The sequence below is a fragment of the Elusimicrobiota bacterium genome, assembly GCA_026388075.1.
Taxonomy (GTDB): domain Bacteria; phylum Elusimicrobiota; class Endomicrobiia; order Endomicrobiales; family JAPLKN01; genus JAPLKN01.
In genome coordinates, this window is the sequence record JAPLKN010000159.1 from 1 (window position 1) to 13106 (window position 13106).

Here is a 13106-nt window from a genome sequence, read left to right on the forward strand (position 1 = left end):
TAAGTATTGTGTCCCCAAATGCTTAAGGTTGGCAGCGAGGCGAGTGAAAACTGGAATCCGTATTACTGTGATAGTTTAGATTATCAATTAGTGGTAAGTTTTTAATATAGCTTTATTTGTAGTTCTAACTTATTCTAATAAGTATTGAAGCCTTTTTTGTAAAACTTTTCTATCTGGGATGTATAATTTATATTTAGAAACAAATAATTTGTTCGAAATTCCGCCAAGCGCATATTCGACCAGTAAATTATCTTTTTCTGCTCCCAATACTATTCCTATTGAAGCATTATCCTTTTGAGAACGTTCTTCTGCATTAAAATAATTTAAGTACATATTCATTTGGCCAATATCCTGATGTGAAATTTTGCCGCTTTTTAAATCAATTAAAACATAACATTTCAGCAATGTATGATAAAACACTAAATCAACGTAAAAATGAGTATTATTAAGCGTAATTCTGTGTTGGCGTCCGACAAAAGCAAATCCTTTGCCAAGTTCCAGTAAAAACATTTGAAGATTATCAATTATCCTTTGTTCTAGTTCTTTTTCGGTATATTTATAATGTTCAGGTATCTTCAAAAATTCTAAAATATAAGGATCTTTTACTAAATCTACTTCATTTTCTATTACATGACCTTTATTAGCCAATTTTAGAATGCTTTTTTTATCTTTACTTAAAGCGATTCTTTCAAAAAGAGATGAGTTTATTTGCCGTTGAAGCTGTCTTACCGACCAATTTTCATTGATGCATTGTTTCTCATAAAAAGACCTTGCCAAATCATTAGAAATACTTAACAACTCCACATAATGACTCCAGTTTAATTTTCCAGACACTGTCTGGAATTTTTGGTACTTCAAATAAAACTCTCTCATCATATACACATTGCTCTTGCTAAATCCGTGGCCGTATTTTATTTTCAAATCTTTTGACAGCTTGGATAGTAATTCAGATCCATACTCTGCTTTCTCTTTACCATGCTGTTCGAATTCTACGATTCTTTTACCAATTTCCCAATAAGTTCCAACCAGGACGGCATTAACTGTGGTAAAAATGTACTTTCTAGACTTATCTAAGAGTGTGCCAATAGAATTAACTAATTGGTAATATTGTTTTGTATTTTTCACAATGATTTTATTGTTTTCCACAAATTTCCACTAATAATTTGGGGACACAATACTTAATTGAATTTTTGATAATTAATTTGAATAATTAAGTATTGTGTCCCCAAATACACATAATTTTTCGTTGTCATTCCCGCCCGCTTCGCCCGCGTAGCATCGAGGCGAGTGAAAACGGGAATCCATGTATTTAAAATACAAAAAAAACTGGGGTGGCTAACGGGATTTGAACCCGTACTGAAGGATCCACAGTCCTTCGTGCTAACCATTACACCATAACCACCATTTTTAAGGCAGGATTAAGGGGTAAGTGATAAGAATTAAGCAGGAACCTTTTAAACTTACTACTTACCGCTTATACCTTACAACTGTCTTACAAAAACCGTCCCCGACGTGACTCGAACACGTAACCCTCTGCTTAGAAGGCAGATGCTCTATCCAGTTGAGCTACGGGGACAAAATTTATTATAAATCCTGAACGTAGTCCTGAGCGACTTATGTCTGACCAAGTCGAAGGACTACGGGGACATTTCAATGAACTAATTTTATTGATTATAACAAACAAGCGGTATTTGAGTCAAACAAACAGATAATTTGAAATATCAAAATTTTTTTCAAAACCTCTTGATATAATAAAGCAGAATAACGTATAATATATATCTCAATAAATTTAAATGGCTTTATTTTAATCAATTAATCTCGCCAAGTACAAATTTTTAATTCTAAATAAATTTCGAAAGGAGTTCATAATGTTCAGCCGTAAGACTATTTCTGCTTTGCTTTTGCTTTGTCTGGTTAAGTATCTTATTTTTCGATTAAAAAGTATTGTTCTTCTAGGATGCAATAAATGAAAACCTATAAAAATGTTTTGTGTTTTAACCCCATCTTAAAACCTCAGGCTTTTCCTCCTATAGGAATAGAATTAATTGCTGGTGCAATAAAGGATTTAGTCCAAAATATTAGTATCATTGATCTAAGCAAAGAAAAAGATTATAGGAAATTCATAAGAGATGATATTGATTTGTATTTAGTAAGTGTAAACTGGAAATGGTATTTTGATTCAGTTTGTGACATTATTAGGTCTCTGCCCGAAAATGTAATGACAATTGTAGGAGGCAGATATGCAACTGAAAAAGTTAACGAGTTATTTTTACTTTGCCCTAATATTAATGTCATAGTTCGTGGCGAAGGGGAAGAAACTATTCGTGAATTTCTTAAGCAAGGTACTCCAGATAATGTGGATGGTTTGTCTTTCAGAAAAAACGGCAAAATAATTCATAATAAGGATCGAATTTACTCAGGGATTAGTAATGATATACTGCCATACAGAAAAATAAGGCGATATAAATATTCTTATGAAAATAAATGCGTTTATTTTAAATATCCTTTGGATTGTATTTACAGTTCTCGTGGTTGCCCGGCAAATTGTAAATTCTGTTTTCTGGGGCAGAGACGAAAATGGTTTGGTCGAAGCCCTGAATCTGTTATTCGTGAACTAAAGGAAATCGATACTAAAGTGGTAGGTTTTACAGATGAGAATTTTTTTGCAGATATTAAAAGGGTCGAAAAAATATGTGATCTAATTATAAAAGAAAAAATTAAAAAAATATTTGCAGCGCAAGCTCGTATTTCTATTGGTTTTTATCCTCAATTAATTAAGAAGATAAAATTAGCCGGATTTAGATTCCTTACCATCGGAATTGAGTCTGCTCAGGATAAGACATTAAAATTATGGGACAAAGGTATAACTATTGAACAAATAAGAAAAGCCTTCAAAGTTTTGAGCAATTCCGGCATTATTATCTTAGGCTATTTTATAGTTGGAAATATAGGTGAAACTGAAGCCGAAATGCTTGAAATTTCAAAATTTGCTAAAGAGATTGGAGTGGATATACTATCATGCAGTTACCTTAGATATGAAGAAAACCCCGGATTAAAAGAAGTTCTTCAAAAAAATAAAGATTACTATGTCGCTGAAGACAATCGCATTTATTCTGTTAAATATGAAAAAAAAGAGATTACGAAAATATTTCATAGAATAATTATTGATTTTTGGAAGATAAGGCAAATATTGAGGTTAACATATAAATTATTAATGATTGGAATACCAATGTCTAACTTTGTTTTTCATTTTATTTTAGGAGTTCCTATAACTATTATTAAATTAATTAAGAGAAAAAGAGAATCAAGAAAAAAAGATCTTTGTTAAATTATTTTTTTAATAACAAAATATTCAACTATTCTTCCAGTCAGTAGTTTGTGAAATGCTGCTTAATAAGTTTATTTATAATCATAAGTATTCGTAATGTAAAATATTATGAGGGTTATAATGAGTAAGTTTTAAATTTTCTAAATATAGCTACTAATTTAAGGCAAGAAAAATTCGCAATGAGCTATTTTTAGAATTATTAATCAGAGTTAAAAATTGAGCGAATGAATTATGAGGATTAATTAATAAGAAATTATTCTTCAAACAAAATCTCACTAAAAAATAAAAAGGAGTCAATAATGTTCAGCCGGAAGACAGTTTCTGCAGTGCTTTTACTTTGTTTAATAAGTCAAACCGCATTTTCCCTAAATCCCTTTGATAGTTTTAGAGAAATTACCGTTCTAAAATCCCCGGAAGCAAGCTCAAGTATTACTTTTGAAAAAAAACAAGTAATTCAAGATTTTGATGTTCTTGCAAACAATTCTGCAGCTACGGCAATCCTTAAAGACTCAAACAAAAAAACTTGGCTTGTTTTATGGAAATATAAAACCGGAACTGAAACGCTTGATTTGAAAGCTCCCCAAGATATAACATTTGAGGAAATTGTTTCTCATCCGCAAGATCCTAAAGTATTTCTGTTAGGGAAAGATTCAAAAGGCGCAAGCAGGATTTTTTCTTACGATATTACACTTAAAAATATAACTGAAATATACAGTGATACTTACTCAATTTCCAATCTTACCATGAGTTCTTCTAAATTCAGCGATAAATTTAGATTATTTTTTACCAGGAAAAAAGAAAATAGTTCTGAAATTGCAACGATTACTGATACCGGCCAAAGATTTTATCCGGTTTTAAGCGAAACAGACAGCTACTCAGCGAATTGGACAAAAGAGACTCCGAATATTTTGATGAGCTCCTTCGGTGTTCCGATTACATTTAATCCTATGGGTAACGTATTATTATGGTACAACAAAGATAACGATATTTTTGCACTGCCTTATAAAGAAACAAACTGGGGCAATATATTTGTTCCGGAATTTGCCCTAGGAATGGGAAAGGCAGAAAATATAGTATTTTCTCCGAACGGGATGTACATGCTTCATTGGTCAGCAAACGAAAAAGATTTAAAACTCCTTAATAATTATTCTTCTCAGGAGCAAAAAATACTTTCGTTTGATTCTAAGGCTCCGTCAAAGATAAGATTCACTTCAGATGGAAAGGGGATTGTATATGTCCGAAATAATTCGGAATTGGTTTATACCCCTTTGAATCTTCCGCTGTATGACGTGGAAAACGCATGGATGTTTTGCACCGATGAAAATGATACTCAGCTCTTTATGAAGAACGGCGGCCTTTTCAGGCCGACAAATAATGAGCAAATTTACTTTCTTTACGATTCAGAAAATTTTGACCCTTCAGGGAAATACTATAATGCTCAATTGCCTTCCAGGCCTTATTTGGTTACTACTGATCCTTTCTATGAAATCCTTGAAGCCGCTTATTCGGGAATATTTTATCTTAACGAAAAATCCGTATCTTTAAAACGCTTTACTCAGTTTGTCCGGGAAGCAACAAAAGTGTTTTCTGCGAAAAAAAGCGAAAGCAGCGAAGATGCTTTTTGGGCTAAATTGTTCGTGAGCGCTTCTAAAATATTGGAAGGAAAATATGATTCGGAGGAACTGCTTAGGGTTAAGAATTGCGACGGCATAGCGGATTCAAAAATTTTGCAGAGAGATAACGTAAATTTTATTGAGTTTAAAACACGCGGGTATTATGATCAGGATGATGCCATGACGGGTTACTTTAAAGCAGTCCAATATCTTAGCATTGCTCGTCCTACAACGAAGCAGTGGACAAATTTTCAAAACAAAATTACGGTCAATCCTCTTTTGAAACAATGGATTAATTCATACAAGCCGTTTGTTCCTCCGTCTAATCAGGTGCTTCCCGGATTAAAAGCGGACTTATTGAGCTATGTAAAACACAAACAATATAAAACTGCTTTGGTCCCTCGGGCATGGGGAATTGACAGCGAAATTTTAAATTCGTTAGTATATCACGCGGACTGGCCAAGCGAAGATCAGGTAATGGATGAAAACGGCGGATTGCGTTCGGTGCCTGACATTTACGAACTCGGATACATTTTTGGGAGCAATCTGGCAAAAAAAATCCTTGAAACAAACGGAATTTACACAAAATATCCTAACTTGAATAAGATTCACGAAAATTTAATAAAAAGATGGAAAAGATTTAATACCGAAGGAGTTTCAGGCATTTATAATAAATGGCTTAGTTTAATTTCTTTACAAATGACAGGGAAAAAACCTGACTGGCCCTGGCTAACTGAAGATTTGTGGCAGGCAAAACAGCTTCAAACAGGACTTTCGGGATGGACTAACCTTAGACATGCAACTTATATTTTTAATGAAATGGAAATAGGACTGCCCGAAAGCGGTGACGGCGGATTTGAACTAATGACTAGAAAACCTCCCCGCGGCGCGGTTGAACCTTTTCCGGAAGCTTTCGGGGCTTTAATAGCGATGTGCAGTGAATTAAAAAATGTGTGCAGCCAGATTCCCAGGGAATCGTTAAGCGTTGTAGAAAAATCCGGCACTAATACTGCATTGAAAGACGGCATTTTGAAGCATATTGATAATGTTATTAAGAATATGGAAGTTTTCAAGCGCATCGCTGAAAAACAAAAGAATAATATTACGTTTTCAAATGAGGAATATAATATGATATTAGCCTGCGCCCGAGTGATTGAGAGGGATTTTCTTGTATTCAAAAGTATATGCACAAGAGAATTCGGTTTGGCCGTGCCTAAAGCAGTTCCGAAATGCGTTGATGTGTACGGAGATGCTAACACCGGCATGCTTCATTCCTGCATAGGATTTCCGCTTGAATGGGATCTAATTATTCCTTATTTTGGAAGAAGGGAAATTGTTAAAGGCACTTCATATTTGTCTAACAGTTTTGCCGTTTCAGGTCCCGTAACTGATGACGAGTGGTACGAAGAAAATAAATTAAAGCCTAAGTATCCTGAGTGGGAAATACCGTTCGTGTCAACAAGCCAATTAATTTGCCCTGCAAGAACTCCGTTTTTGCCGGAAGAAGAATAGACGTGGCGCGTTTCAAAACAAACATTTCTTAAATGTCTTCATGAATCCGAACTAGGGACCCTTCAATGAATTCAGAATGCTGAGTTAAATAGAAGTATTTTGCAAAAGCATGTGGAAGACAATTTCAAGAAAAATATTTTTCTTTGAAATAATCTGATTTTGTCGGCAGGAACTTGGGAACTGAATAAAATTTATCCTTGATGTCTTTTAAAACAATATCTCGATAATTATTAAAGTTAAAATCATATCCCAAAACTATATAAAAAACCGCGCCTTCAACTTCAAATTGCTTTACCTCGTATTTTTTGAAAAACTTCTCATATCTTTCCTTTTCAGGCAGACGTTTCTTTAAAACAAGTATATTTTTGCCGCTAAAAAGTTTATAATCGGTTATAAAATCGTCCTGCCTTCCGTGAAGCGTTCCGCCGTCAAAAACCGGAAAATAAATTCCTGAATGGAAGTATAAAATCGCTGAATCAGTATAGCTTGGAGTGGTAAGAACAAAATCTTTTTCAAATGGTTTTAGATTGTAAAGAACGGTTTTAGTTTTCATGCCCTGAATTATTTCATAGTAGCTGCTGTTGTTTTTGAAATATTTCGGAGGAATTGAAAGCACAGCGGAAATAAAAATTAAATGAATTAATGTAAAAAGTACCATAAATTCAATTGATTTAGTAAGTTCCATTTCGCTTAAATAAAGATATAAAAGGACAAAAAGGAATGAATAGAAGTAAAACATCCATAAAGGGCTTACCGATTTTTTAATCGAAAGAAAGGCGTAAAAAAGCAAGGGAATAATAAAAATATAAAAGAAAACAAGGAAATTATCGGCAATTTTTAATTTTGTCAATAATTCTTTTCTTTTCTTAAAGAGATAATATAGAATGGGGGGAGTGAATAAATATAATTGAACGAGAATAAATATGAATAATTTTAAGAAAGAAACGCCGAACTCCTTTGTTGAACCGAATAAAAAGTATAATGCGGGAATACTTTCCTTCTTGGTTCGGCTGAACATATTGAACATTATATTTGCCCAGTCGTGAGTATAGTTCCAGTAAATGTTTACTACCGCAAAAGGAATTATTGATATAAAAAGAATAATAAAACCCAGAGTTTTATCTTTTCTTTTTTCTGTAAAAATAAAATACACAAGGTAAGTAAGGCCTATCAGCACGGCAAGATATTTTGATAGAAATGCAAAACCTAAAAATATACCGGCTATAAAGTAAAAAAAATAATTTTTCCTATTTAAAGCAAGGAAAAGGAAATAACCGGAAAAAAATGATGAAATTATCAATGGGGTATCGGTTGAAATCAAAAAGTTTAGAATGCTAATGGGGGAAACAATAAAAAGGGTTGAAATAAGGCAGGCTTTTATTTTGTCATACGGCTTAATGATTAAATAAATACCGATACCAACCAAAATGCTGGAAATAATTGCCGGAAAACGTACAATAAATTCGGAACTCCCGAAAAAAAGCATTATACTTAAAATCCATCCGACCAGGGGAGTGTGGTCGTAATAACCAAAATCTAAATGTTTTGCCCAAAGGACGAAATAAGCTTCATCACCGGTAATAGGTATGATGATCGCAAGAATTGATTTAATAAGGAAGGCGAAAAAAATACTGAAGATAAATACTTTTTCTGCTTTTTGTTCCATAAGGGTTGTATACTATTATTTTAAGGTTTGTTTGTCAACATAATGGCGTAAAAATAGTTAGAAAGTGTAAAAGTTTTGAATGTTAGGAAAGTAAAAACCTTAAAAAATTAATTTTTAAACTTTTACACTTTATAACTTTGCTAACGCGGTTATTTTGTTGAACCCAAAATTTGCAGCAGGTTGTAAAATTTGTCCCGAGGGGACAGCACGCCGCGACGTGCGGGGTTAACCCAGCACCATTTATAGTGTGTTCAAGGAAATTGTATTGAAAAATCCGGGTTGAATATTGGCTAAAAATATGTTAAAATTCCAACTTCATGAAGAAAATGGATGTAATAATTTATCTTAAAGTTTTGCAAAAGGGGGATGCATGATAGATTTACACACGCATACATTATTTTCCGACGGCGCTCTTATACCTTCAGAACTTGTTTACCGGGCAAAAGTTAAAGGATACGATGTTATTGCCATAACAGACCACGGCGATTTTTCTAATTTTGATTTTATTATTCCGAGGATAAAAAGAATCTCGGATGAACTGTCTCGGCAGTATGATATTACCATTATCCCGGGAATAGAAATAACTTATGTGCCGCCGAAACTTATTTCAAAAGCTGTTAAATACTGCAGGAAACTTGGCGCCGCGCTCATACTTGGCCACGGGGAAACGCCTGCTGAAACAGTGCCTCCCGGAACAAATTTGGAATCTATTATTGCTGAAGTAGATATTCTGGCGCATCCGGGATACATTACCCTAAAGGAAGCGGAGCTTGCTAAAAAAAATAATGTTTATCTTGAAATAACAACCCGAGCGGGGCACAGCAAGGCAAATGAACATGTTGCCGAGATTGCTAAAAAATGCGGGGCAAAACTTGTGCTTAATTCAGATACTCACGAGCCGGAAGATTTGCTGACTCATGAAAAAATTAGGAAAGTGCTGGATATGAGCAAACTTTCTGAAAAAGACTATAAAGTAATGAAACAAAACGCTTTTGAAATAATCAAAAATATTAAGATTTAGGATAAAAAATGGCTTCATTATCTCATCAGAATCTAAGGAAAAATGAACTTGCGGATATCCTATACAGCGTATTGGAGTGGATAAAAAATAACAGGCAGACATTCTATAGTATTGTAGGGATTGTCGCCGGAATAATGCTTTTTACTGCTTTTGTTTTAACCCAATATTATTCAGTTAGGATGAGGGTTTCGGACAAGCTTTCAATTGCTCAGGCATTAATTTACCATAATCAGGTAGATCAAGGGCTTGCTCTGCTTAATGAGGTAATAAATCAATATCCTAATTCACCCGCTGCATCTATGGCAAGGCTTACTAAAGCGGAGTATTTAATAAGCCAACGCAAGTACCGAGATGCCAAAGATATGATCGCTTATGTTATAGGAAATGGGAAACCCGCGTCAGTCGTTCCTTTAGCTTATGCGTATATGGGAAATGTCCAGGAAGATATGCAGGATTATCGGGGCGCGATAGCAACATATAACGAATTCCTGACAAAATATCCCGAACACTTTCTTTTGCCAAAAATTCTTGAATCTTTGGGCCGTGTTTATGAATTATCGGGCGCAAATGAACAAGCTAAAACAATCTATCAGCGTTTATCAACTGAGTATAAAGGGGCCAGGTGGGAACAATACGCTCTTGAAAGACTGTTCTTTCTTAATAATCCAAAACTTAAAAAAAGTAATTAGTGATGAGTGATTGGGAGAAAGACTTTTATTATCTAAGAACTAATTACTAAATTTCTAATTACTGTCGCAACGGGGCTGTAGCTCAGCTGGGAGAGCATCTGCATGGCATGCAGAGGGTCGAGGGTTCAAATCCCTTCAGCTCCATAAGAACTTTTTTAAGGCTTTTGCCTTAGAAAAGTTCTTTTTGTTCGAGGGATTTGAAGCTGACCCGAGCGCCCCGTGAATCGGGGAAAAGCGAACGAAGTGAGCGAAAGCGAGGGCAGCCGGACCGCAGATGAGGAGCGAAGCGACGAGGGAGCGGAAATCCCTTCAGCTCCATTTTCTTTTTGCCAAATCTATCCTATTCCTATTCCAATACATATATTCGGGTTGCAGCTTCGTCATCCTCACCTCATGTAGCGCTAAGGCTACACATCGGTTCGGCTTCCTCGCTTCACTCCAAATATAAGTATTTCATTACGAAATAGGACAGATTTGGCAAAAAGATCTATATATAATGCAAAACTGAACTTTTCCTAAAGAATAATTCGTGTGTTTTATCGCATAAAATATTTTGCAGTTTTCCTTTCCCTATCTACCCTTCGACTTGGTTCGATTTCACTCACCACAAGGCGCTCAGGGCCATGCTAACTCCTACGACTTCCTTAATTTTTTTAAATGGAGTCCCGCTTTAGCGGGACCTACTGCCTTTTTCTACCTACTGTATTTATGTTTGACTAACTCTCCTTAAAAGAGTAAAATAATTGTTAATTTTTCAATGGGATTAGGTGATGTGCGCTCTTAAAATTATTGCTGGAGAAGCCAAAGGCCGCAATATAAAAACTCTTAAAAGTGATGATTTGTCGGTCAGGCCCATACTAGGGCGGATAAAGAAATCACTTTTTGACATTTTACAGCCCAAAATAATCGGCTCAAAATTTCTTGATTTATATGCGGGAACAGGCTCTGTCGGCCTTGAAGCATTGTCTAGAGGTGCAATTAAAGTAATATTTGTTGAGCTGGAAGAAAAATCACTGGAACTAATTAAATATAATTTGAAGTTTTTAGGCTGGGAAGACAGGGCGGAAATTTTAAATTTTGATATAACAAAAGGGCTTGAAAATATAAGGAGTAAATTTGATTTAATTTTTATGGGGCCTCCTTATAAAGATGAAAACAAAAAGCCTTTGGCTTTTACTAGTATTACACTTGAAAACATTATGAAAGCAGATTTGCTTTCAGACAACGGCTATATAATCAGCCAACATCACGAAAAAGAACCTGTAACGGTTTGTGAAGGTTTGATTGAATTCAGGCGCGAAAAATACGGAGATTCTGTTCTTTCTTTTTTCAGAAAGGCTGGTTAATGATAAAAAATTTGCTGATAAGGTTATCCGAGATATTTATTCCGGGGATGGATATAAGTTATTCTCGTATAAATGCCTATCAGCTTTGTCCGTTTAAGTATAATCTAATATACCGTGAAGGATGGCGCGTATCTCCGACGCCTTTTACCTCTTTGGGCTTAAGCATTCACCGCGCGCTTGAGGAGTTCCATTCCTCCAGATCGGATAACATTGAATTTTTAATTGACAGCTACAATAAAAACTGGGTAAATGTGGGTTTTTCATCGCCTCAGGAGACCAAAGAGTTCTTTGATAAAGGTTTAAGGATGCTTGAAAATTATTTTGAGGAACAAGAAAAATCTAAATCGGAAATAATGTTCATTGAAAAAAGTTTCAGGTTTAAACTGGGAAGGAATTTTATAATCGGTATTATTGACAGGATAGACAAAAATCCCGACGGCACTTACGAGTTGATAGATTATAAAACACATATTCAGCTTTGGGATCAAGAAAAAGCGGATTCGGATCTTCAGCTTACCATATATTCAATTGCATGCGAGAAGGCTTTTGGTTTCAATCCGGATATTTTAAGCTATTATTTTCTTGCATTTAACACCAAAGTAAGCACGTCAAGAACAAAGGAGCAGATAAGACAGGCCGGAAAATTGATTGAGAACATCACAAGAAAAATATATAAAGAAAATTTTGAACCGAATACCCAGCATTGCTCAAAATGTGATTTCAGAAAAAAATGTAAGTTTTCAATAAATAAAAACTGAGGTAAAAATATAAAATGAAACAAATTATAGTAATCAAATTTGGCGGTAGTTTGACCAAAATCGCTTCTGCTAAAAAGAAATTTTTGAATGAAGTGGCACTTCTTTCAAAAAGGGATAATATCGTTTTAGTGCACGGAGGCGGGCCGGAAATAAATTATTGGCTCAATCGCCTGAATATAAAAAGCAGATTTGTGCACGGTTTAAGATTTACCGATGCGCCGACTCTTGAGATTGTTGAAATGGTTTTAAGCGGCAAGGTTAATAAAAGTTTAGTGGCTGATTTGATTAAGAAGGGTGTTAACGCTGTCGGAATATCCGGAAAAGACGGCAGAATGGTTCTATGCAAAAGAATTAAGAAGCTAGGATTTGTGGGAGACCCTAAGAAGGTCAATACAGCGCTATTGAAAACTTTAATTAAAGAGGGTTTTCTTCCGGTAGTATCTTCTCTATCATTGGATCAAAAAGGACAGACCTTGAACGTCAATGCAGATTCTTTAGCTACGGCGTTAGCTATCGGATTAAGGGCCGAAAGGCTGGTGCTTTTAACCGATGTTCCGGGAGTTTTGGACGAAAAGAAGAAAACAATCAAGACAATCAGATTAGCCGATATCAAAGCGCTTTTTGATAAGAGTGTAATTTCAGGTGGAATGATACCTAAAATAAAAGCTTGTTCACAGGCTGTAAGAAAAGGGGTAAAAGAGGTGTGGATTGCTGACGGATCAAAGGGGCTAAGTAAAATTGACGGGACGGTAATAAAAAGATAATTGCAACCTCAACTCCGGGATTAGGGGTTGGAAACAAATTGGGAAATTCTAATGAATATTTTTCAAAAAGAAAAAAAATATCTGATCCAAACATATAAAAGGTATGATCTTGCCGTTAAAAAGGCAAAAGGAAAATATGTCTGGGATAACAAAGGGAAAAAGTATCTTGACTTTTTTTCAGGAATAAGTGTTTCTAATTTGGGGCACTCAAACCCTAAAATTATATCGGCTATTAAAAATCAGCTTGGGAAATTTCTCCATGTTTCAAATTATTACTATGCTGAGCCTCAAATAGAACTTGCCGAAAAGCTTATTTCTCTTTCATTCCCCGGCAAAGTATTTTTATCAAATTCCGGAGCTGAAGCGAATGAATGCGCTATAAAACTTGTCAGAAAATACGGGAATAAAA

The 13106-nt window shown here is 34.9% G+C and carries 10 protein-coding genes and 3 tRNA genes; 9 read left to right on the top strand and 4 right to left on the bottom strand.

Annotated features, from left to right (window positions below):
- Positions 1-129: 129 nt before the first annotated feature.
- The 3 genes from NT145_08850 to NT145_08860 all read right to left on the bottom strand — a co-directional run bounded on the left by NT145_08850 (position 130) and on the right by NT145_08860 (position 1576).
- The gene (locus NT145_08850; GenBank protein MCX5782784.1) at positions 130-1125 is read right to left on the bottom strand and encodes a PDDEXK nuclease domain-containing protein; all 996 of its coding nucleotides are present in this window, start codon (positions 1123-1125) and stop codon (positions 130-132) included.
- 202 nt (positions 1126-1327) lie between these two features.
- Positions 1328-1402: transfer RNA gene (locus NT145_08855), tRNA-His, on the bottom strand.
- Between the two features lie 100 nt (positions 1403-1502).
- A tRNA-Arg gene (locus tag NT145_08860) sits at positions 1503-1576 on the bottom strand.
- A gap of 390 nt (positions 1577-1966) precedes the next feature.
- Between NT145_08860 and NT145_08865 the strand changes: the two genes are divergently transcribed.
- Both NT145_08865 and NT145_08870 read left to right on the top strand, forming a co-directional pair.
- Complete coding sequence (locus NT145_08865) at positions 1967-3328, top strand: radical SAM protein (GenBank protein MCX5782785.1); 1362 nt, start codon at positions 1967-1969, stop codon at positions 3326-3328.
- A gap of 299 nt (positions 3329-3627) precedes the next feature.
- Entirely contained in the window at positions 3628-6453 is a 2826-nt protein-coding gene (locus NT145_08870) for a DUF3160 domain-containing protein (protein MCX5782786.1), read from the top strand.
- Positions 6454-6577: 124 nt separating this feature from the next.
- On the opposite strand, the gene NT145_08875 is transcribed toward NT145_08870, so the two are convergent.
- Positions 6578-8119, bottom strand: coding sequence for a glycosyltransferase family 39 protein (locus tag NT145_08875; GenBank protein ID MCX5782787.1), 1542 nt, complete (start codon positions 8117-8119; stop codon positions 6578-6580).
- A gap of 370 nt (positions 8120-8489) precedes the next feature.
- On the opposite strand from NT145_08875, the gene NT145_08880 reads away from it, so the two are divergent.
- The 7 genes from NT145_08880 to NT145_08910 all read left to right on the top strand — a co-directional run.
- On the top strand, positions 8490-9140 hold the full coding sequence (locus NT145_08880; protein ID MCX5782788.1) for a histidinol phosphate phosphatase domain-containing protein: 651 nt from the start codon (positions 8490-8492) through the stop codon (positions 9138-9140).
- Positions 9141-9148: 8 nt separating this feature from the next.
- The gene (locus NT145_08885) at positions 9149-9829 is read left to right on the top strand and encodes a tetratricopeptide repeat protein (protein MCX5782789.1); all 681 of its coding nucleotides are present in this window, start codon (positions 9149-9151) and stop codon (positions 9827-9829) included.
- 71 nt (positions 9830-9900) lie between these two features.
- A tRNA-Ala gene (locus tag NT145_08890) sits at positions 9901-9973 on the top strand.
- Between the two features lie 626 nt (positions 9974-10599).
- The gene (gene rsmD, locus NT145_08895; GenBank protein MCX5782790.1) at positions 10600-11175 is read left to right on the top strand and encodes a 16S rRNA (guanine(966)-N(2))-methyltransferase RsmD; all 576 of its coding nucleotides are present in this window, start codon (positions 10600-10602) and stop codon (positions 11173-11175) included.
- On the top strand, positions 11175-11933 hold the full coding sequence (locus NT145_08900; GenBank protein ID MCX5782791.1) for a PD-(D/E)XK nuclease family protein: 759 nt from the start codon (positions 11175-11177) through the stop codon (positions 11931-11933). Before rsmD ends, NT145_08900 begins: the two co-directional genes overlap by 1 nt.
- 14 nt (positions 11934-11947) lie before the next feature.
- The gene (argB, locus tag NT145_08905; GenBank protein MCX5782792.1) at positions 11948-12697 is read left to right on the top strand and encodes an acetylglutamate kinase; all 750 of its coding nucleotides are present in this window, start codon (positions 11948-11950) and stop codon (positions 12695-12697) included.
- Between the two features lie 51 nt (positions 12698-12748).
- Positions 12749-13106: aminotransferase class III-fold pyridoxal phosphate-dependent enzyme (locus tag NT145_08910; protein ID MCX5782793.1), on the top strand; the 358-nt coding region annotated here is incomplete at its 3' end.

What these genes read in the sequence shown, in the direction of transcription:
- NT145_08885 (MCX5782789.1), top strand. Translation starts at nt 9,149, where the DNA reads ATGGCTTCATTATCTCATCAGAATCTAAGGAAAAATGAACTTGCGGAT.
- NT145_08870 (MCX5782786.1), top strand. Translation starts at nt 3,628, where the DNA reads ATGTTCAGCCGGAAGACAGTTTCTGCAGTGCTTTTACTTTGTTTAATA.
- argB (MCX5782792.1), top strand. Translation starts at nt 11,948, where the DNA reads ATGAAACAAATTATAGTAATCAAATTTGGCGGTAGTTTGACCAAAATC.
- NT145_08900 (MCX5782791.1), top strand. Translation starts at nt 11,175, where the DNA reads ATGATAAAAAATTTGCTGATAAGGTTATCCGAGATATTTATTCCGGGG.
- NT145_08875 (MCX5782787.1), bottom strand. Translation starts at nt 8,119, where the DNA reads ATGGAACAAAAAGCAGAAAAAGTATTTATCTTCAGTATTTTTTTCGCC.
- NT145_08865 (MCX5782785.1), top strand. Translation starts at nt 1,967, where the DNA reads ATGAAAACCTATAAAAATGTTTTGTGTTTTAACCCCATCTTAAAACCT.
- NT145_08880 (MCX5782788.1), top strand. Translation starts at nt 8,490, where the DNA reads ATGATAGATTTACACACGCATACATTATTTTCCGACGGCGCTCTTATA.
- rsmD (MCX5782790.1), top strand. Translation starts at nt 10,600, where the DNA reads ATGTGCGCTCTTAAAATTATTGCTGGAGAAGCCAAAGGCCGCAATATA.